Source organism: Okeania sp. KiyG1 (assembly GCF_014132355.1).
Taxonomy (GTDB): Bacteria; Cyanobacteriota; Cyanobacteriia; order Cyanobacteriales; family Microcoleaceae; genus Okeania.
Genome location: NZ_BLZO01000071.1, coordinates 51,323 through 76,118, shown reverse-complemented (window position 1 = coordinate 76,118; position 24,796 = coordinate 51,323). Strand labels below are relative to the sequence as shown.

The following is a 24,796-nucleotide window of genomic DNA, read 5'->3' as shown; positions in this document are numbered from 1 at the left end:
GCTATCAGCTATCAGCTGAAATCGGCGGGTTTAAGTACCCCACTATATTTGAAAAATTAGTGGTGTACGTTGATGGAGGATTCAAACCCCCATCATACGCCTTGAGAGCTGACCGCTGAGTGCTGACCGCTGAGTGCTGACTGCTATGTTCAAATTTTAGTTTTCAGCCTTGTATAATACTAAACCTAACTATTTCTTAGCTTCCTCACGCTCTTTAGCTTCCTTAATTACTACCTCTGCCACATTATTAGGGCAAGGTGCATAATGGGAAAACTCCATTGAAAACTGACCTCTACCAGAAGTCATAGTCCGTAAGTCCCCAATATAACCAAACATCTCACTCAACGGTACATCTGCTTTGATACGACTACCAGTTGCTGTAGAATCTTGAGACTTAATCATTCCCCGACGGCGATTAAGGTCTCCGATCACGTCACCAACATGATCGTCAGGCGTAAACACATCAACCTTCATTATTGGCTCAAGTAACTGAGGAGCAGCTTTAGAAAAAGACTGTCGATAAGCAGCTTTAGCAGCAATTTCAAAAGCGATCGCCGAGGAGTCAACCGGGTGATAAGCACCATCCATCAATGTGAACTTCATATCCACACAAGGGAAACCAGCTAACATACCTTTTGCAAAGCTAGTCTCAAAACCTTTTTGTACGGCTGGCCAAAATTCTCTGGGCACATTTCCACCAGTCACCTTTGACTCGAATTGGAAACCAGTACCAGGTTCCCCAGGCTCCATAACATAATCAATCTTACCAAATTGACCAGAACCACCAGACTGCTTTTTGTGAGTATAACTATCTTCAAGACGCTTAGTAATAGACTCGCGATAAGCTACCTGTGGCTTACCAACTTCTACATCAACCCCATAAGTCCGCTTCAGAATATCAACCTTGATATCTAAATGCAACTCACCCATACCCTTGATAATAGTTTCATTACTTTCCTGGTCTGTCTCAACTCGGAAAGAAGGGTCTTCGGCGACCATCTTGCTCAATGCCATGCCCAGTTTTTCCACAGAACCTTTGTCCTTTGCTGCTACAGCAATAGAAATTACTGGATCGGGGAACACCATCGGTTCTAAAGTTGCAGGGTTTTTGGGGTCACAGAGAGTATGGCCAGTCTGGACATTCTTCATCCCAACGATGGCCACAATATCCCCAGCTTGAGCTGATTCAACCTCTTCGCGAGAGTCAGCGTGCATTTCCACCAAACGTCCAATTCGCTCAGTTTTACCTGTAAAAGTATTCAGCACCGTCTCACCTTTGGACAACATACCAGAATAGATGCGGGTAAAAGTTAAAGCACCGTATTTGTCGTCCATAATCTTGAAGGCCAAAGCACGCAGAGGCTTCTCAGGGTCAACATAAGCTACGTTACCAGTCTCATTACCTTCCAAGTCAATCTCTGGTTGTGGCTTAACTTCAGTCGGGTTAGGCAGATAATCTACAACTGCATCAAGTACCAACTGTACGCCCTTATTTTTGAAAGATGAGCCACAATAGGTGGGGAAGAAAGCCAACTCATTAGTTCCCTTACGGATACAATCTTTGAGGGTATCAATATCTGGCTCTTCTCCTTCCAGATATTTTTCCATGACATCATCATCTTGCTCAACAGCAGTTTCAACCAAAATTTCCCGATATTTCTCGATATCATCAGTCATATTCTCTGGGACATCTTTAACTTCATATTTGGTTGGATCTCCAGAATCATCCCAAACCCACGCCTTGCGGGTTAGTAGATCGACTACTCCCACAAAATCATTCTCAATGCCAATGGGCAATACCATTACTAATGGTTTGGCCGCAAGTATATCTTCAACCTGCTTCACAACCCTGTAGAAATCAGCTCCTGTCCGGTCAAGCTTATTTACATAGATAATCCGAGAAACTTTAGAATCGTTGGCATAGCGCCAGTTTGTTTCAGATTGTGGTTCCACACCACCAGAGCCACAGAATACACCTATACCACCATCAAGTACCTTGAGAGACCGATATACCTCGATGGTAAAGTCAACGTGGCCAGGAGTATCAATAATATTTAATTGATGCTCTTTCCAGAAGCAGCTTGTGGCCGCAGACTGAATCGTAATACCCCGCTCTTGCTCTTGTTCCATAAAGTCTGTTGTGGCTGCACCTTCGTGGACCTCACCGATTTTATGGATTTTTCCAGTTAGTTTTAGGATTCTTTCAGTGGTGGTGGTTTTGCCTGCATCAACGTGGGCGAAGATGCCGATATTGCGATATTTAGTGAGGTCTTTTTTCATAGTTTACTCTCTTGTTAGGTACTACAATTATATACTACTTAAGTATTACATATAGGCAGTATATTTGGCCTTAGCAGCTAGGAGAGAAATCACTAGACAGATTTCTGCTAGTTAGCTGGCCCTTAGCTGCGACTTTTCAAACATTAGGCTTGAAATCTCTAATCTCTATTTTATGCCCATTTATGCCCATAGTTATATTGCTGATTTTGACATACTCTTCACTTTTACGTTTACAAAATGAAAAGCTAATTTTACTCAATTTATACAATTTTTCTTCAAGTCCCGAAATAGCCCTCTAAGCATAGAGTTCAAGAATTAAGAATTTAGAATTACCTCTGCTGTAAAACGGAATTGATTGACTAATCATGAAATTTTTTCTTCTCTTGGTCTCATGGATATGGCGTTTGCTACCGCAAAGCTTTCCGTTCCGGAATGCTACCTTCAATAATTGATAATTGATAATGGATAATTGATAATTACCTCTCCCTAAAAGGAAGAGGATTGAATCAAAGGAAAATTTTTTCTCTCTTGGTCGATTGGATATGGCGAGGAAACCTCGCCATCCCTCGACCGCTTGTTTCTCCTTAAAAGGAGAGGCTTTAAACCTTAATTATTCGGTAAAGCTTCGCTAACCGCGTTTGCGCCCTTCATTCCGTAAGGAAAGCGTCCCGGAGGGAACGGATACCCGCTCTTATCAGAGCCGCTCCGAATTGCGCCATCCCACCCTACGGGAAGCTCCGCTACGACCGCTTTTTATCCCCTTAAAAGGGCAGGGCTGTTTCAAAGTCTTGTAGATTAAAGATGAGCGGGAGAACGAGAGATGAGGGGATAGTGGAACGGTGAAATTTGCCAAAATTTGCCGATTTTGAGCGCCAATAAACGTCCTTTTTGCTCTGAGAGAATATTTGGTTCAACGCCGCTTAAAAGCCTCCATCCCCGTGTCTGGTGTGTCTGGTGCGTCCCCGTTTCTATCGAGAATGATATCAAATCCGTTTAATTGGACATAAAAAAATTCTTCAATCGTCATAACTACGCTCATATTTGTAATTCTTTCTCCTCCTGAGTCCTGACTCCTGACTTCCCCTCCCCTCCACCGGAGGGGTTAGGGTGGGTTGGGAGGGGTTAGGGCGAGGGGTGGGTTGACTCCTCCTAACTTAACCATTCTATGGCTGTTTAACCGGATTTGATATGAAACAGCCCTGCCTTAAAAGGGGAGGCTTTATACCACAATTTTTCGGTAACAGAGGGAAATGGGGAGATGGGGAGGTCGGGAGATGGAGAGATTGAAGGCGAGAAAGTGTGGATAGAATTATAAACATATACTGATAAATAACGATGGAGGAGTCAGTCCTCAGGAGTCAGGAGGGAAGAAAGAAGAAGGAAGAGGAAGAACTGGAGAAGAAGGAGAAAGTTTTTTTATAACTGATTATCCGGACATGATATAAGTCCTAATAATATAACATTCGCTAGTACAACTTTAAACATAATCATAATATGTCAAAATTGTCTAGCGAACTCAATAATACTTTTAATCTTAGCATTCTTTAACCAAGACGGAGAGCATAATCATCAGGACTTACTGCAAAAATGTTATTTTCAACATCTTCTATGGCAGTCTCTGAAACTACTCCTAATATAAATCCACTGTCGGACAGTCTAATTACTGTGTCATCATTGAATAATTCATAAGTTAACCCTTCAGAAGGAATGAAATTAGCAACCACGACAATTCGATCGCCCTGTGCGACATTAAAATCAGTAATCAAGTCAGCTTGGTCTATTTCTTCTATGCCATCAATAATATTAGCTCGCAGAATAAAACTATCTGCACCCAAACCACCAGTCAGGATATCAACACCATGATCGCCAATTAGAATATCGCCTCCTCTGCCACCTATTAATTCATCATCACCTTTTCCACCTCGCAGAAAGTCTCGACCGTCACGACCACTAACTGTATCATTACCTTCGTTTCCACTCAGGATATCTGTAAGATTACCACCAGATATTTCATCGTTACCTCCCAAACCCATAATTGCGAAAGATGAATCAGGATCAACATCGCTAATTGTGAGAACATCAATAGGATCATCACCCTCTGTTCCAATTCTGGTTGTGAAGGAAGGATCAACAACATCTATATCCAGCACGCTCTCACCGTCATCATTTTCAGCTACCTCAGTTGCTTCTTCTGGTTCTTCATCTTCATCTTCATCAACAGCGCTAGCTATTTCATCACCCTCATCATCATCTTCACTGTCTGAGTTTTCTTCTGCTTCTTCCCCTTCTTCCCCTTCTTCTTCTCCTTCTCCTTCTCCTTCAACTTCTTCATCAATAGTTTGCGGAATTTGACTGGCAAGGAGAGTGTCATCTGGTATAGATGTCTCAACAATATCATCCTGGGCAGAATCAGCATTGCTATCGTCATTTTCATTTTCAGTATCTTCATCCATAGCAAGAACATAAGATACCTTCACTTCATTGTCCGCATTAACCCAATCATTGAGTAAATCTGAGTCAGTAGCTACCTCTGAAGTTCTACTAGATATATCTCCGTCAACTACCCTGGCTACAAGAATGCGATCGCCCTCTCTCAGGTCTTGAACAAAATCAAAGCCTTCGCTCACTTCACCAAATACTGCATAACCGCCATCCAGTTGATCGGCAACATTATCTAAAGTGAAGTAAAATTGAGAAGAAGCTGTATCTAGTGCTTGAGAGCGAGCCATAGCTATTACCCCTGTTTCATGGGATAGCTCTACTGGATCGGCAACTACCTCGTTATAGACAATTTCTCCTGTTTCTGCAACTTGAATTTCCAAAGGTATTTCCCGTGGTGCCTCTGTTGCAGGGTTAATAAATTTACCTGAACCTAAATCCTCAATCAAAAAATCCGGATCTCTGCCTTGGGGGTCGCCGCCTTGAACTACAAAACCATCTACAAACCGATGGAATGCCAGAGCATCATAAAAATTTTGCTCTACCAGATCGACAAAGTTAGCTGCTGTTACTGGAGCACCAGCAGAGTTGAGTGTGACAGTAATTTTTTCTCTCTCACCACGCTCTTCTTCATTTTCATTTTCCTCTTCTTCATTTTCTTCATTTTCTTCTTCTTCTTCCTGGGAGACCCTTTGTACCACCATTTCTACAGTGACTTCTTGGCCTTCCAGATCGGGTAGGTCTAGCTCTTCTAAATATTCTTCGGTAGTTTTTGTTTCGTCCATTGGTTAATTAGTTCCTTAGTTTATTGAGTTGTCCAAAATTTGCCATTCCATTATATTCTATTCTATTCTTAATTTTGCTGACTACAAAACTTCTTAAATACAGGAAGAAGGTTATTTCAGTTATCAGTACCTCCTGCAATAAGGAGGCTTGAAATATTGAACTTTATTTTTTTTTCATCCCCTTGAAAGGGGAGGTTTAAGACCTTATTTTTTGGTCAATTTCAAAGAGGATAAACTTCTTTTAATTATTGTCGAACGCTCCCTAATTTTTTGCACTCTTGCATAGCAAAGTCTAATAAATCGATCTATAGCAGTCCTAAATTGATTGTAACAAACAATTTTTATAATAGTTAGTTAATTTGAACTGAAAACCTTTAAAATTATGATTCCTTACTCCTAACTCCGTAAGCATTACTCCTACCAAAATATTACAACTTAAATAAGATTGCTATATCTTCAGTTAAAACTAAAATACTTTACTTTACTGAATAATTAAGGTTTAAAGCCTCTCCTTTCAAGGAGAAACAAGAAAAATCTTTCCTTTGAGTCAATCCTATCCGTTTTCAAGGAGAGGCAATTAATAATTAATAATTAATAATTAATAATTATTTAAATTATCCAATTCTCAAAGCAGCATCTCCAAACGGCAGTGCATCAGGAACAGAAATAGTAGTTAAATTAACAAAAAAACTAGCACTTCTAACTTCTTCTGCTGTGGAATTATTTACCGTACCAAGAATTATATTATCTTCCTCTGTTTCGCCTTCTAATTGAATTACTGTATTATTTTCTTCTTGAGTAAAAGATAGAGAAGAAATTTGCACCGAAACACCTATTCTATCCCCTTCCGAAAAATTAAAATCCTCGATTATATCTGCATTATCTTCTTCATTTTCAATTAATGTCAAAATAAAAGTATCTGCACCTGCTTCACCAGCCAAATTATCCGTACCAGCATCACCAATTAAAATATCATCTCCTTCCCCGCCAGTTAATAGATCGCTATCTTTTCCACCGCGTAAAAAATCATCTCCTGTACCACCGAATAAAGTATCATTATCTAAGTTGCCATTGAGAATATCACTATCGGCATCACCAGATAATAAATCAAATCCTTTTCCACCCCGAAGATAATCAGAACTATCTCCACCATCTAAACTATCATCTCCTTGATTACCATTAATTACGTCATTAAGTATTGAACCTGTAATTTCATCATTTCCTTCTAGTCCCAATACACCAAATACATCTTGAGATAATTCTGTAGAAATGGGAAAAATATCGTCTCCTTCAGTTAAAACTTGGAATAAATCAATAGGTAATGGAATATTGGCACGATTAACAATATTAATAAAATTATTGAGCAGAGTACTATCAGTAATAATTTGTGAAACTCGACTAGGAACTATTCCTTGAGTAACTCTCGCAGCAGTAATACTATCGCCTAATTCTATTTCTTCTATAACATCTAACCCATCTATTACATTACCAAATATGGCAAAACTACCATCTAATACTGATACATCATTCAAGGGAATATAAAATTGAGAAGATGCAGAATTTAACTGCGTTGTACGAGCCATTCCAATTGCACCTACTACATTTGGTAGTTGTAATGGAGGAGAAACTATTTGATTGTAAATAATTTCTTGCCCAAGTCCTAACGGCCTAATTTCTAAAGGAATAAATCGAGTTTCATTTGTTAGTGGATCGACAAAATTACCACTTCCTAAAAGTTCCAAAGGAATATCTGGATTTCTACTGAAAGGGTCTCCTGCTTGAACTAATGAAAATAGTGGTTGATTTTCGATGCGATGAAATCTAACACCATCATAAAAATTTCGTTCTACTAAATCAACAAAATTACCTCCAGTTATTGGTGCATTTATACCATCAACTTCAATAGTAACTATTTGATTATCGATAACCATTAATACTGTTGCCGGACTTGAGATTTGTGGTAAATCTTCTTCCATTTTTCCTAATTTTATGGGTCAAGTTTTTGTACAAGTTGCTTATTATATAGTAAATTTTCTGGCTTTTTTGATAAACGCTATTTTTCCTCAAAATCCAAAATATTAGATTTGAATAATTTCCTCAAAGAAAATTTGTTCCTAAATTTATCTTTTCTTTTGCGGGTTTAATACCCCACCGTTAATGGGAGTGCTTAAAATTGCTTGGGGTTATAAGGCACAGAGTGGCCTGTTAAAGACTATCCATAAGAAATTTCCCCTTCTGCCTTCTGCCTTCTGCCTTCTGCCTTCTGCCTTCTGCCTTCTGCCTTCTGCCTTCTGCCTTCTGCCTTTTTCAAGTAAACTTATATAAAGTAGAGTTTTCATAGTAAATTATGACCACCCGTCGGAATCTAATTAGCATATTTTTAGCTAGCTGTTTAGCTTTGATAACTTGGTTTAACTTTATTCCCAATACTTGGGCACTTGGAGGCAAATTACCGGAGTTAAACCAACCAGCACCAGAATTTACTTTACCCACAAATACTGGAGATGGAGAAATTTCTTTATCTGATTATCAGGGTAAGTGGGTAGTGCTTTATTTTTATCCTAAAGATTTTACTTCTGGTTGTACTATTGAGGCGCGTAGGTTCCAACAAGATTTGCCAAAATATATTTCTAGAAATGCTCAAATTTTAGGTGTTAGTGCAGATGATGTAGACGTGCGACTCGTTGGCTAGTCAAGGCTGCTGAAAAGCAGATATATCTAGCCTTCCAGGTCACAACATGAAGCTAACAACTTTCCCTACGGGATAACTTCGTTAACGACCTGTGAAAACTCTTATATTCTTGGTGGTGGAATTCCATCTGCCCTGTTGTTGGGTTGACAGCATAGGCCACATTGGTGAGACTGAATATCAAACTGGTGAAGCTGGCCTAAAAGCGGGAAAATACCAGTTACCGAGGAACGATACCGCAAGCAAAGGCTGACAAGTGGACGAACAGGAAGGTAATCAAACTCTCGTGACAACTGACCATTCCCAAGGTAGCTATGGAATGTAGGATGAGAATCAGAGGGTCAATGGATAATCTTATGTCTATGAGAATTATCAACAACCATACCGTACCCTCCGGGAGAATTTACCCTACTAAATCAGCCGTAATAAAGGAATAAGAGAACGAGGAAACCTCTCTTTGACACCTAAGAATATAGGTCGAGAACTTAGGAAGCCATTCAAGGTCAATCTGCACTCATGTTGCAGGTCAAAGGGAGAGTAGGATTGGGTAAAAAGCAGAAATGCAGACGTATCCACTGTTAGACGTAATGTAAGGCAATGAATAGTAATGAATAAAGCTCAGACACTAAAAAGAAAGTTAGGGTCACCTAAGCCCTTTCTTGAGTGCGTCTTACATTCTGAGGAGACCTCAGAATTACGCACTCGCTTTTTAAACGTAGCATGGGATACAGAGGATATACCTTCACAAATTTCAATCAATCCTAACCTTAAATGGAAGGACATTAATTGGAAGAAGGTAGAGAAATCTGTATTCAAATTACAAAAATTGATTTACAGAGCATCCATGAGTGGCGAATTCCGCAAGATGCACAGATACCAAAAACTTCTTTTAAAAAGTTACTACGCTAGGTTGCTAGCTGTTAGGCGCGTGACACAGGATAACCAGGGAAAGAAAACTGCGGGTGTAGATGGTATTAAAAATCTACCACCAATGCAACGACTCAACTTGGTGAACCTACTCGCATCACGCCACCTCAAAGCAAGTCCAACCCGCAGAGTATATATACCAAAACCAGGGAAGGATGAAAAGCGACCGCTTGGAATCCCAACAATGTACGACCGTGCATTACAAGCCTTGGTGAAGCTAGGTATGGAACCAGAGTGGGAGGCACATTTTGAACCTAAAAGCTATGGTCTTTTCCGGGGGTCAACGCATGATGCTATAGAGGCCATCTTTGATAGTATCAAGAATAAACCTAAATATGTACTTGATGCTGACATATCCAAATGCTTTGACCTAATTAACCATGATGCACTTTTAGGAAAGATAGGTCAATCTCCTTACAGGCGACTAATCAAACAATGGTTAAAGTCTGGGGTGCTTGACAACAATCAATTCCTAGAATCTGTGGAAGGTACGCCACAGGGAGGGGTAATTAGTCCCTTACTAGCAAACATCGCCCTGCACGGAATGGAAGAGTGTCTAAACAAATTCGCTGAATCTTTACCAGGAAGAAAACGAGCAAATAAGCAAGCACTATCCATAATACGCTATGCTGATGACTTTGTTATCCTACACGAAGATGTCAAAGTAGTGCTACAAGCTAAATCCGTAATACAGGAATGGTTAAACCAGGTAGGATTAGAACTAAAACCAGAAAAAACAAAAATTGCCCACACCTTGAAAGAATATGAAGGAAATAAACCCGGATTTGACTTTCTAGGTTTCACAATTAGGCAATGGAAAGTTAAGTCAACTAAACAAGGATTTAAAACGCTGATCAAACCATCTTCCAAAAGTATCAAAACTCATTATCGGAAGTTGGCGGATATATGTGATTATCATAAGACTGCCCCTACCAAAGTTTTGATAGCCAAATTAAACCCAATAATAAGGGGATGGGCTAACTACTTCTCAACCGTAGTCAGCAAAGAAATATTCAGTCAAATGGATATGCTCCTGTGGAAAAAACTATGGAGATGGGCAAGTAGAAGGCATCCAAATAAGTCGGCTAAATGGGTTAAGAAGAAGTATTTCCCCAAAATTAAAGAAACCAGGAATTGGGAATTTAACGATGGCGAATATATACTAAACCGACACGCAGATGTATCTATTATAAGGCACATCAAAGTTAAAGGTAATAAATCACCCTATGATGGTGACTGGACTTATTGGAGCAGCAGAATCGGCAAACATCCAGGCGTAAGGAAAGAAGTTACAACGCTACTTAAACGGCAAAAGAATAAATGCGCATCTTGTGGACTAACCTTTAGACCAAACGACCTCATTGAAGTTGACCATATAAAACCAAGGTCTGAAGGTAGTGACAACACATATAAGAATAAACAACTGTTGCACCGATATTGCCACGATACTAAAACTGCCTTGGATAAAAAGACATACGCAAAACCAAAGTTGCAGGACTTACCTGAAGATTATTTATGGGTTGACGATATGTTGACACTAAGACAGGGATGTGCCCATGAAAAGGGACGTTTAAGAGAGGAGCCGTGATGAGGTGAAAGTCTCACGTCCGGTTCTGAAGACGAGTCGGGTAGGGTAACTTACCTGGCTTAGTTTAACTCCCATGCAGAATTTTGTGATTCTGAAGGATTAAAATTTCCATTGTTAGCTGATACGGATGGAAGTGTTAGTAAAGCTTATGGCTCATGGATGAATTTTTTCTCAATGCGACATACTTTTATTATCGACCCAGATGGAATGTTAGAGGAAATTTTTCTAGGAGTAAGACCTCCTATTCATAGTCAAGAAGTTTTGGCACGTTTGGATGAGTTACGGCAGAGTTAATTAACAGGACTTACGCAAATTAATCTTGAAAACGCGATATGTAGGGGCAAATGGCATTTGCTAGCACCAAGCTCCGAATTGCGCCCTCACTGTATTTAGTGTCCGTGCGTAAGTCCTGATTAAGTTAATTAAGCTAATTAACAGGACTTACCCACGCATATCAAATAATACGCCATCTGTAGGGGCAAACGGCCGTTTGCCCCTACTACATAAGGTAGTTATCCTTCAACAATTAATAATTAATAATTAATAATTAATAGACATCTTCAGAAAAGAGGGAACAGGGAACAAAGAACCCACCCCTAACCCCTCCTGGGAGGGGAATAATTGATGATTTATGGGTAATAATTGATTTTATTTTTGATTTTTGGAGATGTCTAATAATTACCTATCCTTGAAAATAAAAGGATTGACTAAAAGGAAATTTTTTCTTTTTATCCCCTTAAAAGGGGAGGCTTTAAACCACAATTTTTCGGTAAGTCCTGTTTAGTTAAGTAGAGTGTACTAAAATGCATCCACTTATACCATTTATCAAAAATTTTTCTACATTTTATTGAGCAGGGGAATAGGTAGGGATGTTGCATTCAATGTCCCTACAGAGTAGGGAAAAAAATTTGATAATTTATGTGCGATATTTGATTTTATTTTTTATTATCTTTATCCCTTATGGGTTTAATACCCCACCATCACCCGCAGTGCAAATGTGGTTGGTGGGGTGAGATACCCCATTCTCCTGACTCCTGACTCCTGACTACTTCTTCAATGGAGATGTCTATTAAACATTAAAGAGGTAATGAGTTATCACTACATTCAATATTTACTTGTTGTTTAATAACTCCCGTCTTTTCCTCAACTATACTGATTATTTTTATACTTGCTTGAATTCCTGGTTCTTTACATTCAAAAACAATTGTTTTAGTTGCAATTGTTAGTTGCTTGTCTTGAAATTATAGCAGTCGAAGCAAAGGGCGCGGACATATCAAAAACTTAAAATTCAGACAACGTAATACTTTTCCCTCTTCTTTCTTTCTTATTCCTTCTTTCTTCTGCTATATCAAATAAAAATAGCTACTAAACAGTATATATATTCAGTATTTTTAATATACAATATGTCAATTTTTTATCTAATTACTATATTCATGATTAATTAGCGATCGCTTACTGCTACATAGCTAAATTGGTTGCATCTCAATATTTGCAAAAATACTTTTTTCCTATAATATTCCCTATTTCCTATTCCTTGTTCCCTGTTCCCTAAAAGCGATAATTTTTTGGCTTTATTCAAAATTTAGATACACCCGCTAAATAATCATATAATAACAAATTATTTAAATATCAAAAATATACCATTTATAATTTAGGTAAGCTACATAAAAAAATCTATAAAATCAATGATAAAAAAATTTTTAATCAGAAGTTATCGTGGTACTTAGCATTACCAATAATTGTCATAAATGGTTGGGCTTTACTCCAAATATTTCAATATTTTGGTCGAATAATTACAATAGTAGTCTCTGCTACCTTACTCTCATTTTTGTTAGATTACCTAGTGATTTTTTTGCAGAAACATAAAGTAAAACGCCCCAGAGCAGTTATTTTAGTATTCTTAGTAGCATTAGTAATTATATTAGTTTTAGGAGTTATTCTAATTCCCCTACTACTAGAACAACTTACCGGATTTATTGAAAAATTTCCTAGTTGGCTTGCATCAGGAAATCAACAATTAGAATCATTTGACCAATGGGCAGATAAACGTAAATTACCGATTAATTTAACCCTTTGGACAAATCAATTTACAGAAAATTTATCTTCTCAATTGCAAGATATTACGGGAGACATTATTAGTTTTATTGTTAATACATTAGGTAGAATTTTTGATATTTTAATCACCATCATTATCACTTTTTACTTAATGTTGCATGGCGATCGCTTGTGGGATGGAATATTTAATTGGTTGCCTAATCACCTAGAGATTCATGTACGCAAATCATTAAGACAAAACTTTCAAAATTACTTTATTGGCCAAGCTACATTAGCTTGTTTAATGGGTGTAGCTATGACCATAGGTTTATTACTTTTAGGAGCTCCTTTTGGTTTATTATTTGGCATCGGAATTGGTTTAATGACTTTAATCCCTTTTGGTACGGCTTTAGGTGTAACTCTCGTAAGTTTATTGATAACTTTAGAAGATTTTTGGCTAGGTATAAAAGTTTTAATTGTGATAGTTTTAATCGAACAAGCAATTGAAAACTTTATTGCTCCTAGAATACTAGGAGGTTTCACTGGTCTTAATCCTGTCTGGATTTTAGTCAGTTTATTAGTTGGGGCACAAGTATGGGGAGTTTTGGGTTTATTAATTGCTGTTCCCATAGCAGGTTTTGTCAAAAATACTGTTAATTACCTCCGCTACTATTCAGAATTTAATTAACTAGCTATCAGCATTTCAGCATTTCAGCTATCAGCTAGCCTCCTAGTTCAGAACTGCGTTAACAGCTTTTTGACCTTAGCGAATAATTAAGCTTTAAAGCCTCTCCTTTCAAGGAGAAATAAGAAAAAAATTTCCTTTGAGTCAATCCTCTTCTTTTCAAGGAGAGGTAATTATTAATAATTAATTATTAATTGTTTAAAAGCCTTTATTATGCTTTAATTCATGGGTTTTGTGCTTCAATTTATGGGCTAAACATGTAGTGTAAGTTCAACTAATTTTTACTTCATTAAAAAGCTGACCGCTAATAGCTGTTTGCGCAGCATTCCGCAGGAAATACTTACCTTAAAACTCATACTATTTCTCTGTAACAATGCGCTTAATAATTGCTGTTCAGACTTTATTACACTAACTATTTTTATCTCTATATTAAGTTCAACTTCATGGAGAAATCGTATCAGAAAAAGTAAGATTTTTCCTTCTTCCTTCTTCCTTCTTCCTTCTTCCTTCTGCCTTCTGCCTTCTTCCCTCTTCCCTCTTCCTTCTTCCTTCCGTTATAAAAATAGTTTTCTATTCTGCTCTGTAGAGCTTAACTTTTCTTCCAGAATCTGCCAATTTTCTTGTTCAATTTGTTGAATAAGCTGGTCAATTTGTTCCCGAAAAGAATAGAGCGATCGTAACACCTCTCCACGATTATATTTGGCCATCATTAACCCTAATTCAGGATTACCCCCTCCCACCCTGCTAGTGTCACGGAAGCCAGAACTAGCCAAATCTTGTGCTAACTTGAAAACTGTAGGATTAGTCTCGCTTATACAAGCAAGAATCAAACTAGCACTGGCCATAACAGGCAAATGAGAAATCCAAGCAACAGCTCGGTCGTGTTCGTGAGGATCGCAAAAGTAAACTTTGCTCTTGAGCATCCTAGCTATTGCCTCAACTTTCTCCATAGACTCTAGGGGAGTATTTTCCGTAGGGGTTAGAACATAAGGCCTATTTTGAAATAAACCCAACTGAGCCACCTCAATTCCATTTTCTGCCTTGCCCGCCATGGGGTGTCCACCTACAAAATTAGGCCAAAGCTGGAAAACAGCTTCCACAATGGGTACCTTAACCGAACCGACATCGGTTACAATTGTGGCGGGAGAAAGAAAAGGAATCAGCTCTTCTAAAGTAGGAATAATCACAGCTATGGGAGTACAAATAAATATTACATCAGCAATAGATAGTAAAGATAGATCTAAACTGGCCTCATCAACAGCCCCAAGAGCGAGTGCCTTTTGACAAGTTTGTTCTCGACGAGATACCCCAAGAACACGATAGCCTAAGGTTCTTAAATCCAATCCAATTGAACCACCGATTAAACCTAATCCAACAATACCTATATTAATCATAATTAAATGGGGATCATACCAGGGTGCGCCCTAATGATAATCGAAGAAATTCAAAAAAAATATGCTGCTGGTGAAAGAGACTTTACTGAGTTAAATCTTTTTGAGGCCAATCTTACTGGTATTAATCTCAGTGGTGCTAACCTGAGCGGAGTTAATCTTAGTGTTGCTAACCTCAGTGGCGCAAATTTAACTGACACTAATCTCAGTAAAGCTAAACTTAATATTACTAAACTTAACGGCGCTCATCTTAGTGGCACAAACTTAAATGATGCCGATCTTAATGTAGCTAATCTAGTTTTAGTTAATCTAAAAAAAGCTCAATTAGTTGGTGCTAAATTGATCAGAGCAGAGCTAATTAGGGCAGAATTAAGTGAAGCTAATCTATCTTTTGCTGATTTAAGTGGAGCAAGTCTGGTAGAAGCCACCCTCAGAAAAACGAATCTTAGTGGTGCTAACTTAAAGGGAGCTAACCTGCGCTTTGCTTCTCTGACAGGAGCTAATTTAATAGAAACTAACCTGCAAGGAGTAGACCTTAGTGGTGCTGACCTTAGTGGCGCTGACCTTAGTGGTGCTGAACTTAGACAAACTAATTTGACTGGTGCTAACTTGAATGGAGCTGATTTAAGTGGGGCTAATTTACGTTGGGCGAGTCTGGTTGGAGCTAATCTCAAGTGGGCTAATATTAGTGATGCCAAATTGAGTGGTGCTGACCTAAGTAGAGCTGATTTGTCCCAAGCTAATCTTTTAAATACTAGCTTAGTTCATGCTGATTTATCAAATTCTTGTTTAATTGAAGTAGATTGGATAGGAGCAGATTTAACAGGTGCAACTTTAACAGGTGCAAAAATTCATGGTGCTTCTCGCTTAGGAATTAAAGCAGAAGGAGCAATATGTGAATGGTTTGATTTGAGTGCTAATGGCGATCGAAGTAAAGTCCATTATCTCAATGCTGAAAAAATAACAAGTTTCTTTCACGAGACTCTTCCTAAAGTAAAAATTATTGTTGATTCTCCTTTGGATAGTTCTAGTCATTATGCTCTAGCAGCAACATATTATCAAATTAGTAAGTATTTACCAGAGCTAAATCAACCACCTTCTATACACATTAACTCTTGTCGAACAATAATCTCGTTTCAAATGAAAAGCGACAAGAAATTATTTGCTACTGCTTATGCTGCTATTGTTGCTTTTAATGATGCTGCTAAGACCCAAGAGAAAATTAGCAATATTATGGAAATGCTTAACTCTCAAGATGCAGACTATTTAACTCCTAGAACTGCTAAAAAAATTCAGCAGCTAACTACAGTTTTCAACCAATCTATTCAACAAGTTAATCAAATTAATCAAGACAAGGAATTACTGAGATTTTGCAACGGAATTAAGTTTTTTCAGACACCTACAAAAATCACCCTCCTGAATTCAAGCGCTCAAAATTTTAATGTTTACCATCATCCTACATTTGGTAAGCGAATAATTAATAAACTTGGTAAAAATAGTGAAGCAGAAACTATTATTCAAGTACCTCAAGCAGATTCATATTCTATAAATACAATTATGGATTTTTAGATGGTTTTCATAACTTTGAAAATTAAACATCTCCACTAAAAGAGGGAGTAGGTCGTAGGGACGTTGTATGCAATTTCCCTACAGAGTTAGATGGAAATAATTAGGGTTTGCTGAAAAAGTCTTTTGGTAGGGGTAGGAGACAACCCACCCTAACCCCTCCCAGGAGGGGAAGACAGGAGACAGGAGACAACCCACCCTAACCCCTCCCAGGAGGGGAGAAATGGGAATTGAGAGTAGGTAGGAGTAAGAATTGTAAGAATGATTTTTCTGTCCAACTATGTGTCTAAAATACGTTCCTTTTTGAGCGTTTTAGACTGAAACAGGCGCACTTTTTTCGACTCCAAAAAGACTAAAGTTTTTATATGTCAATGCTTTTAGATTTAATCAGCAAGCCCTAATTAATGAATAAGAGTACGATAATTAAAAGTAAAATCAATTCTTATCCATAAATTATCAATTATTCCCCTCCTGGGAGGGGGAGGGGTTGGTTCCCTGTTCCCTGTTTCCTCTTTTGGAGGAGATGTCTATTAGTTTATTAGAAACTGTTTGTCAAAGTAATTTTAAATCCAGACTTAGTGGCGCGTTTGAGCTAAAACTATGCACTCTTATTTTTGTTTCTAAGTGTCTTGATCTCCCCAAACTCCCCACCCTCCCCAAACTCCCCAAACTCCCCAAACTCCCCACCCTCCCCAAACTCCCCACACCTCCCACACCTCCCACACTCCCCACACCTCCCACACCTCCCACACTCCCCACACCTCCCCACACTTCCCACCCTCCTCATCGCTCCGCACTATTTTAGATGAAACAGTCCATTAGGGTGGGTTAGGTGGCAATAATTATGAGTAGCTAACCAAAATCTTAACTGTCCGCCGTAACTCACGGAATATACCGAATATTAAGTCAATACGCGGTCTTAATCTTTGCTTGTGCATTGACTCTCTTCAGACAACATCATTCTTAATAATGATTATCTAAAATTTAAAAGTTTTATTCTTTAAGAGTGGTTTGTTATACTTTCATTAATGAGACCGATACCAGAATAAGAAATTTGTTACATCAGTACAATAAAAAACTTGTATACAATACAATACAATGATTCTAGATTGACTAAAATGTTGTGATAAATAATCCGGTTTTATCAAATAAATTTATAGTTTTTTCTATTCCCGAAAATCTTTAATTTTGTACTTCATATAATTGCAATGTATAATAATATGATAGAATGAAAAAACTAGAAATAAAATTCTATCTTCAAAGCCAAAGTAAAGATAAATATGGGCAATTACAAGTATATGAAGTCAAAAAATTAACAATAAAACTTTTGTGGTATTACATCTTGTCCGCCACTGGTAAGTCTCAGTTAAATGAAATATTTTGTATATTTAGGGCTTGTTGATTAAATATCAAAGCATTGATTGATATTGGTTTTAGCCTTTTTCGGGTAGAAAAAGTGCGCCTGTTTCAGCTCTTTATGCTCAAAAAGGAGCGTATTTTAGGCAGCAGTTGGGCAGAAAAATCATTCTTACAAAACTTAGCTCCTACCTACACTCAATTCCCATTTCTCCTCCTGGGAGGGGTTAGGGTGGGTTGTCTACTGTCTCCTGTCTTCCCCTCCTGGGAGGCAGGGCTAATTCATTGTCGCCAGAGAAAAATATTGAGGAGTACAATGATTGTTGTCAAGTATTGAGTTAAGCTAACTATTCTCAATATTAGGGCTTAGATAGAAATGAACTTATTACAAATATTGGCCCAATTACCAGATTTTCGAGCTGCTAGAGGGAGACGTTATCCATTATGGTTAGTATTACTGTTAGTAATTATGGGTACAATGAGCGGTTGTTTCTCCTATTGTGCCCTAGAAGATTTTGCTCGTCGTCATCATCTGGCATTACAGCAACAACTAGAGCTATCGCCTTTGAGTTTTCCAACTGAAGTCTACATTTCGGCGAATTATGACCAGAATTGATTTTGCTCAATTAGCTCAAGTATTCAATCAATGGGCTCAACACCAAATAACAATTCAAGAGGCCGAATGGTTAGCAGTGGACGGTAAGAGTATTAGGTCTACTGTCAGTGACTGTTATGGTTCTTACCAAGACTTTGTCAATGTTGTTTCTGTGTTCAGTAATTGTCAAGGAGTACCTGTAGCCATAGAACAATTTCACGTGGGAAGAAAGTAGTGAAATTGCTGTTGTCCAAGCCATATTGGCTAGTTTAAACCTTGAAGGAGTAGTTTTTAGTTGCGATGCTTTACATTGTCAAAAAAAACCGTCAAGTTAATCATTGACAGAGGTAACCATTACACAATAGCAGTCAAGGGTAATCAAAAAAAACTGTACCAGCAAGTACAACTAACAACTGAACAAACACAACCAAGTAGTGTTGATATATCAGAAGATAGATCTAGAAATCGTGTGGTTTGTAGAACAGTGTCTGTGTTTAATAATCTGTTGGGAATTAGCTCTGAGTGGGAAGGAATTAAGTCTGTGATTAGAGTTGAGCGTCAGGGTACACGAGCAAGTGTTGACTATTATCAAACAGCTTACTACATTAGCAGTCTGAAATTAAGTGCAGCAGAATTTGCAGTAGGAATTCAGGGACATTGGGGAATTGAGAATCGACTACATTGGGTTAAAGATGTAGTGTTTCGAGAGGACACAAGTCTAATTCGGCACTCTCAAGCTGCTGCTAATTTTTCTGTGATTCGTCAGTTGGCGATCGCTATCTGTCGCCTTCATGGTTATTCTTCCCTCACTACTGCGATTCGTACCATTGCTCACGATTTGGAGCAGATTTTTCTGATGATTATAAATCTAGAACTGTAGTCATTGAGAATTGAAATTGGCCCATACACAGAACCTCACTCCCCCCTAGTTTTCGATTTCAATAGTTCTGGTATTGGCGATCGCGACTGATATTAGCGATCGCGACTGAGTCTGTGACATAAATTTTTCCTGTATAAGTATGATAATTTAGGGGAAAAGACTATGAAATACTTGACAATATGGCCAAACTTGTACTCCTCAATATTTTTCTCTGGCGACAATGAATTAGCCCTGCTCCTGGGAGGGGGAGGGGCAAGGGGTGGGTTGTCTCCTACCCCTACTAAAAGACTTTTGAGCGCAAACCCTATTTATGATTAATGTCGCAGTGTTAATTTTAATTTTGTATAATACCATGCATGAAAAAAGAAACTTTTTGAATAATAATTTAACTTAGAGAAAAACTGTTCAATTTATTTTATATTCCTGGATTTTTTACAAACTATTTAAAACTACTATATCTAGAAAATTAATATTTACTTTAAGTCTAAAAGTTAACTATATTAGATTACCGAATAATTAAGGTTTAAAGCCTCTCCTTTTAAGGAGAAACAAGAAAAAATTTTCCTTTGATTCAATCCTCTTCCTTTTAGGGAGAGGTAATTATCAATTATCCATTATCAATTATCAATTATTGAACTACTTTTGTTTTTCACAAATAACTAACTTAGATCAAAAAATCATACATATATACATATTAAAATTCATTAGAAAAATATATTTAGATTTAGTCAACTTAACTTAATCAACAACAGATGTCAGAAGAAATACTCAGAAGATACGAATTACTCAAAAAATATGCACAAGGGGAAAGAAATTTTACTGCCATCAACCTGACAGAAGTTAACCTCAGTAAGATGAACCTAAGTCAAAGTAATTTCAGTGATGCTGTCTTATTTGTCTCTAATCTTAGTGGTGCTAATCTTAGTGAATCAAATTTTAGTAAAGCTAATCTCAATGTAGCTCGCCTGAGCAACGCCAATCTCAACAAGGCAATATTGAACCAAGCCACTTTAAATGTGGCCAATCTAGTCCGAACTAATCTGAGAGAAGCTACATTAGTTAGAGCTACATTAGTTAGAGGAGAATTAGTCAGAGTAGATATGACTCTAGCTAATCTCAACAGAGCTAATCTCAGTGGTGCTGATATGAGAGAAGCTATCCTGACAGAAGCAAACTTCAAGCAAGCTAACCTTAGCAATGCAAATCTTCGAGTGGCCACAATACAAGGAAGTCATCTAGAACAAGCTATTCTCCATAGTGCCGATCTAACAAAAGCAGATTTACAAGGAGCTGATCTTACCAATGCTGAATTAAGACAAGCTAACTTAAGCATGGCTAATCTCCGGAATGCTAAGTTTAATGGAGCTAATCTGAGATGGGCTACTCTTAATGGAGCTGACTTAACTAATGCTAACCTGAGTAATGTTAAGCTGAGTGGGGCCAATCTTCATAAAGCAAATTTAACTAATACAAAATTAACTAATGCTAGTTTAGTTCATGCTGATTTAACTGAAGCTAATTTGATGAGAGCTGATTTAGTGGGAGTAGATTTATCAGGGGCAATTTTGACTGGAGCAAAACTTTATGAAGTCCCCAGATTAAATATTAAAGCTGATGAAATTGTTTGTGAATGGATTGATACTAGCCCCAACGGAGATAATAGCCAAGTATATTATTTTAAATCATCAGCAGAATCTAAGAGATTTTTTAGCCAACAATCTCCAACCGTTCAAATTATTGTTGATTCACCTTTAGACCTCAAAGCTAATGTAGCTCTCGCTACAACTTACTATCATTTGGGCAAGGATTATGATTGTGTTACTCGTCCTCCCAGCATTGAAGTTAGCTACCGAAAAACTATTTTGAATTTTAGAGCAGACAGTGATGAACTCTTATTTATGCTAGCATTTATTGTGATTTTTCCTTTCGCTGATGCTAAAAAAGCTCAAACTAATGTGATAGAAATTGTTAAAAATATTCCTTTACAAGAAATGAATACCAAAATATTAGAATTAGAAATAAAAATGGAACAACTTGTCAAAAAAAATCAGCGAATTCAAACAATTATCGACTCTGTTAGAGGCAAAATTGCTTTTTTTTCCAGTCCTACTCAGTTGATTTTAAATAATTCCAGCGGTCAGGGTTTAGTATTAAGTAGTAATCCAGACTTTGATAAAGAAAACTGTCAAAATATAAGAGAACAAACATTTGCTTTGCCTCCGGAAAATAAGGTGGTTGATTTTATCAACAGCTTTTATTATTTGGGTTAAAGTTTGTGATCGAAGTAGAAGTCCATAGATCCCTGCTTAATTTTCTGCGATCGCAAAATGAACCTCACTGGCCTCATAATTTGACGATGGCACGTTTAGTAGCGAGGGCCTTGCGACTGGGACGTAGTGCTTTGATTCAAACAGGGTCTCCGCCAGGTAGTCATAATCAACAATATCAGTTAAGCTACCTAGTACCAATTTTAATGTGGCCTCAAAAAACAATATTAGTTGCTCCTCAGCAAGTACAGGAACATTTACTTAGGGTAGAAATTCCTAAGTTGCTGGCAAATAATTTATACAGTAGCTCATCACTGCCCAACAAAGCAATCCAAACCTATCCACAACAAGACCCTGACTTTAATGGACTACTGTTGATAACTCCTGAAGCTTGGTTAATTAACCCATGGGAAAATGAGCAGTTTTCTCCAGGTACTCCCACAATTATAGATTGGGCAGACAATCTAGAAACTTGGGTTCAAAATTATTTAACTACCAGTTTTTTATCTGCTGACTGGAATCAACTGATGCAAGTTTACTCCGATCAAGCTGACTTTATTCGTGAAGCTAGGATAAATTTAACACGATCGCTCTTCCAACATCCAGCAAACCCCTACAGTTGTTATTTAATGGAACAAGATGAAGAGCAGATTTTACAAAATTTAATTGAACGTTTGTCATTAACTCCAACAAACAAGGAATTACATCATAATCATTTGAATAACGATTTTTGGTTGAAGTGGCAAAGTGATGGACAACTAAGATGGGCAGAAATTCATCGCCAGAGAGGATCGTTTTCTTTATACTGTACTCCTTGTGATTTATCTAAAGCTCTTAATAATATATGGACTCAACAACCTGTAGTAATTATTGGAGGAGCATTAGATTTAGAGGCCCAAGCTTCTAATTATAGAAAGATGATGGGGTTAGGAGACTTGACCTGCGTGAAATTTTCTCCTGATCGTCGCAATGAGATGATTCAACTATATCTGCCCAATGGTTTGCCCATGCCAAATACACCTAAATTTCAGGCAGCATTAATTCAAGAAATTAGGACTTTATTATATATCAGTTCTAATGCTGTTGATGGATTAATCGCGATCGTCATCGGAGATGTACCACTTAAAGCTCAAGTTGGCGCTGTTTTGGCCTCTGAATTTGGTTCCCGAGTGCAAGTAGAAACAAGTTCTCCTGGAGTACAAGGCATTTTGATTACTGGTTGGGAATTTTGGCAAAAGCATCAAAGGCAATTAAAAGCACCTAAATTATTGATAATTGCTACTTTACCCCTTCCATCTTTGGAAAACCCCTTAGTATCTGGACGAGTAAATTTTTATAAGCAACGGGGTTTAGATTGGTTTAGATTATACCTTTTACCAAAGGCACTACAGGAGTTACAACGTGCTATTGCCTCTGTCAGAGAATCTCAAGGTGTTGTTGCTTTGCTGGACAGTCGTGTAATTCGTCGTAGTTATGGCAAGCAAGTTTTAGCAGCTCTTAGTCCTTTTGCCAAGATTGATTACTTAGATACTATATGTTAGTTAAGTCAAAAGTCAAAAGTCAAAAGTCAAAAGTCAAAAGTCAGAAGTTAGAAGTTAGAAGTCAGAATATCAAGATTTAAGTACATAAATAGACATCTCCAATAATCAAAAATTAAATCAATTATTATACTCTTATTCATCAATTTTTTACCCCTACTCCCTACTCCCTCTTGTGGAGGAAATGCCTAATATATCCCAAATGGGTTCAATAGTGTTTTTAATATTTTTGAATAAATTATGCTGCAATTATCAGACTGGTCCTCTCGCAATATTCTGAGTAGTAGCTCAATCACCCAATTGATTAAGAACTAATTCTTAAAGTTAACTTTTTGATCCTTTCTTAAATAGATTTAACAAAAAGCTTATTCTTGTTGAAGCTCACTGTTATGATATAAATTAAAATAACTTTAATAACTATTGAGATAATTATGGGTGAAGCAAAGCGTCGTAAAGAATCATTAGGAGAACAATACGGCCAAGAAGCACGGTTTATTTCTTGGTTGCCAATTACTAAAAGTCAAAGCCAGAAATTTATGCAGTTAACTTCAACTGGTGCATGGATTGGTATTGGGTTTCTCATTGTTGCCTGGTTAACAGTTAGATTCATTGGTCCTGCTTTTGGATGGTGGCAAATTGAATAATTATTTCTCTATTTATATCAAGTTACTCTAACGATTAGAGAAATTTAATAGTTAATAGTTGATTTTTAATTAGCAAGCATTAATTAAGAATATTTTTATGGTCAAATATTTCGCAAATTGTTTATTTGACAACATTAATGAGTTTAGTGTAAAAGTCAAGTATATTGAAAAGTGATACAAAAATCTTACATTTTTAAAAGACTAATATACAGATGTCAAAAACAATATATTAAAACCAATATTGAATATAATCTAGCAGTCTAAAAACTTGTTTATTAATGATTAATGATTAATGATTAATGATTAATTAATTGTTGAAAGTTATCTTAATGCACCTTGAGACTATTTAACTTATAACCATGATTAATTATTTTGATAATTTTCTGGTTTGAGTTCCTCAAATAGCTAATTTTGTAACCTAAATTTAAGTTTGAGTCTATCAAAATAAAAACATAGGGCATAGATGAATGTTGCTCTTGATACCTTGCTCAGAAATCCTATTAGTAACCCCATAGGGCATCTGGTATTAAAGGCTACTTGATAGATGTGGTAAAAATTTATCTCAACGTTGGTTGAAACCCGCACTCTCCCGTTGGCGGAGCCTAGCGGTAGCTATTAGGGGAGCGGAGGGATGGGAAAACCAATCAATTTTTTGGCGCATACCAAATAGTGTGTTACCCTCAAAGAAGGCTGCTGGGCTAGCAGTTTCAGTCTGTGGAGCGCGCCTTTAGACCAGAAAGAGGTTTGGCCTCGGAGGCGGGTGCTACGTTTCGCTTTCCTACGGAATGCTAACGCAAACGCGACATGTTTGCGGAGCATTCCGATAGGAAAAAGCGCAGCTCCTCACCTCAAGAGGAAGCAGAAAGTCCTGATCCGCGAGGTTTAGGAATCCAGCGCTGTCTCGTGAGAGCAGCATCCGGAGGATGTCAATTAGGGATATACTTACTATGTATCCGCTCAATAAATGGGGGCGGACTACCTGTTTACGAAGGATTTTACGCCATTTGAGGCTTATTATTTACCGATTTACCCCGGATTATTGAGCGCTTACCTTACTATGTTCTATGTTCAAAAGCTAAACACCAGATTTTTATAAAACTTAACAAGATATAAAATCTATGGTTGTGGTGAT

General features: G+C 37.5%; 15 protein-coding genes and 2 pseudogenes. 11 read left to right on the top strand and 6 right to left on the bottom strand.

Features of this window, described 5'->3' with window-relative positions:
* Nucleotides 1-189 precede the first annotated feature (189 nt).
* From fusA to SAGCYANO_RS15225, 4 genes are all read right to left on the bottom strand, one after another.
* A complete protein-coding gene (fusA, locus tag SAGCYANO_RS15240; RefSeq protein WP_202220854.1) occupies nucleotides 190-2,280 on the bottom strand; it encodes an elongation factor G in 2,091 nt (696 codons plus the stop codon).
* A gap of 1,544 nt (nucleotides 2,281-3,824) precedes the next feature.
* A complete protein-coding gene (locus SAGCYANO_RS15235) occupies nucleotides 3,825-5,504 on the bottom strand; it encodes a peptidylprolyl isomerase (protein WP_202220853.1) in 1,680 nt (559 codons plus the stop codon).
* A 614-nt stretch (nucleotides 5,505-6,118) separates the two neighbouring features.
* A complete protein-coding gene (locus tag SAGCYANO_RS15230; RefSeq protein WP_202220852.1) occupies nucleotides 6,119-7,480 on the bottom strand; it encodes a peptidylprolyl isomerase in 1,362 nt (453 codons plus the stop codon).
* Between the two features lie 207 nt (nucleotides 7,481-7,687).
* Nucleotides 7,688-7,843 (bottom strand): hypothetical protein, encoded by a 156-nt coding sequence (locus SAGCYANO_RS15225; protein WP_202220851.1) that lies wholly within the window; start codon nucleotides 7,841-7,843, stop codon nucleotides 7,688-7,690.
* Nucleotides 7,844-7,851: 8 nt separating this feature from the next.
* Between SAGCYANO_RS15225 and SAGCYANO_RS15220 the strand changes: the two are divergent.
* The 4 genes and pseudogenes from SAGCYANO_RS15220 to SAGCYANO_RS15205 all read left to right on the top strand — a co-directional run.
* Nucleotides 7,852-8,178 (top strand): annotated as a pseudogene (locus tag SAGCYANO_RS15220) (peroxiredoxin); the annotation flags it as partial.
* A 622-nt stretch (nucleotides 8,179-8,800) separates the two neighbouring features.
* Nucleotides 8,801-10,708 carry a group II intron reverse transcriptase/maturase gene (gene ltrA / locus SAGCYANO_RS15215; protein ID WP_237396187.1) on the top strand — a complete coding sequence of 636 codons (1,908 nt, stop codon included), beginning with the start codon at nucleotides 8,801-8,803 and terminating at the stop codon, nucleotides 10,706-10,708.
* 66 nt (nucleotides 10,709-10,774) lie between these two features.
* Nucleotides 10,775-11,002, top strand: a pseudogene (locus SAGCYANO_RS15210) (redoxin domain-containing protein); the annotation flags it as partial.
* A 1,348-nt stretch (nucleotides 11,003-12,350) separates the two neighbouring features.
* Complete coding sequence (locus SAGCYANO_RS15205; RefSeq protein ID WP_307785899.1) at nucleotides 12,351-13,430, top strand: AI-2E family transporter; 1,080 nt, start codon at nucleotides 12,351-12,353, stop codon at nucleotides 13,428-13,430.
* Nucleotides 13,431-13,981: 551 nt separating this feature from the next.
* Here SAGCYANO_RS15205 and SAGCYANO_RS15200 read toward each other — a convergent pair.
* A complete protein-coding gene (locus SAGCYANO_RS15200; protein WP_202220908.1) occupies nucleotides 13,982-14,818 on the bottom strand; it encodes a prephenate/arogenate dehydrogenase in 837 nt (278 codons plus the stop codon).
* A gap of 36 nt (nucleotides 14,819-14,854) precedes the next feature.
* Here SAGCYANO_RS15200 and SAGCYANO_RS15195 point away from each other — a divergent pair, with 36 nt between their 5' ends.
* The gene (locus tag SAGCYANO_RS15195; RefSeq protein ID WP_202220850.1) at nucleotides 14,855-16,387 is read left to right on the top strand and encodes a pentapeptide repeat-containing protein; all 1,533 of its coding nucleotides are present in this window, start codon (nucleotides 14,855-14,857) and stop codon (nucleotides 16,385-16,387) included.
* 617 nt (nucleotides 16,388-17,004) lie between these two features.
* On the opposite strand, the gene SAGCYANO_RS15190 is transcribed toward SAGCYANO_RS15195, so the two are convergent.
* Nucleotides 17,005-17,181: a hypothetical protein gene (locus SAGCYANO_RS15190; protein ID WP_202220849.1), complete on the bottom strand. Its 177-nt coding sequence runs from the start codon at nucleotides 17,179-17,181 to the stop codon at nucleotides 17,005-17,007.
* A gap of 935 nt (nucleotides 17,182-18,116) precedes the next feature.
* On the opposite strand from SAGCYANO_RS15190, the gene SAGCYANO_RS15185 reads away from it, so the two are divergent.
* From SAGCYANO_RS15185 to SAGCYANO_RS15160, 6 genes are all read left to right on the top strand, one after another.
* Nucleotides 18,117-18,356 carry a transposase family protein gene (locus tag SAGCYANO_RS15185; protein WP_202219316.1) on the top strand — a complete coding sequence of 80 codons (240 nt, stop codon included), beginning with the start codon at nucleotides 18,117-18,119 and terminating at the stop codon, nucleotides 18,354-18,356.
* Entirely contained in the window at nucleotides 18,343-18,570 is a 228-nt protein-coding gene (locus tag SAGCYANO_RS15180; RefSeq protein ID WP_202219317.1) for a hypothetical protein, read from the top strand. The genes SAGCYANO_RS15185 and SAGCYANO_RS15180 overlap by 14 nt, the downstream gene beginning before the upstream one ends.
* 75 nt (nucleotides 18,571-18,645) lie before the next feature.
* On the top strand, nucleotides 18,646-19,215 hold the full coding sequence (locus tag SAGCYANO_RS15175) for an ISAs1 family transposase (protein ID WP_202220848.1): 570 nt from the start codon (nucleotides 18,646-18,648) through the stop codon (nucleotides 19,213-19,215).
* 752 nt (nucleotides 19,216-19,967) lie between these two features.
* Entirely contained in the window at nucleotides 19,968-21,485 is a 1,518-nt protein-coding gene (locus tag SAGCYANO_RS15170) for a pentapeptide repeat-containing protein (protein ID WP_202220847.1), read from the top strand.
* 5 nt (nucleotides 21,486-21,490) lie between these two features.
* Nucleotides 21,491-23,023, top strand: a complete 1,533-nt coding sequence (locus SAGCYANO_RS15165; protein WP_202220846.1) for a helicase C-terminal domain-containing protein — start codon at nucleotides 21,491-21,493, stop codon at nucleotides 23,021-23,023.
* A 428-nt stretch (nucleotides 23,024-23,451) separates the two neighbouring features.
* Nucleotides 23,452-23,664 carry a DUF2839 domain-containing protein gene (locus tag SAGCYANO_RS15160; RefSeq protein ID WP_202220845.1) on the top strand — a complete coding sequence of 71 codons (213 nt, stop codon included), beginning with the start codon at nucleotides 23,452-23,454 and terminating at the stop codon, nucleotides 23,662-23,664.
* Nucleotides 23,665-24,796 lie beyond the last annotated feature (1,132 nt).

Bases quoted from the DNA above. Each gene is read 5' to 3' on its own strand.
- ltrA (WP_237396187.1), top strand. From the start codon at position 8,801: ATGAATAAAGCTCAGACACTAAAAAGAAAGTTAGGGTCACCTAAGCCC.
- SAGCYANO_RS15225 (WP_202220851.1), bottom strand. From the start codon at position 7,843: ATGAAAACTCTACTTTATATAAGTTTACTTGAAAAAGGCAGAAGGCAG.
- SAGCYANO_RS15230 (WP_202220852.1), bottom strand. From the start codon at position 7,480: ATGGAAGAAGATTTACCACAAATCTCAAGTCCGGCAACAGTATTAATG.
- SAGCYANO_RS15195 (WP_202220850.1), top strand. From the start codon at position 14,855: ATGATAATCGAAGAAATTCAAAAAAAATATGCTGCTGGTGAAAGAGAC.
- SAGCYANO_RS15180 (WP_202219317.1), top strand. From the start codon at position 18,343: ATGACCAGAATTGATTTTGCTCAATTAGCTCAAGTATTCAATCAATGG.
- SAGCYANO_RS15235 (WP_202220853.1), bottom strand. From the start codon at position 5,504: ATGGACGAAACAAAAACTACCGAAGAATATTTAGAAGAGCTAGACCTA.
- SAGCYANO_RS15170 (WP_202220847.1), top strand. From the start codon at position 19,968: ATGTCAGAAGAAATACTCAGAAGATACGAATTACTCAAAAAATATGCA.
- SAGCYANO_RS15160 (WP_202220845.1), top strand. From the start codon at position 23,452: ATGGGTGAAGCAAAGCGTCGTAAAGAATCATTAGGAGAACAATACGGC.
- fusA (WP_202220854.1), bottom strand. From the start codon at position 2,280: ATGAAAAAAGACCTCACTAAATATCGCAATATCGGCATCTTCGCCCAC.
- SAGCYANO_RS15185 (WP_202219316.1), top strand. From the start codon at position 18,117: ATGAACTTATTACAAATATTGGCCCAATTACCAGATTTTCGAGCTGCT.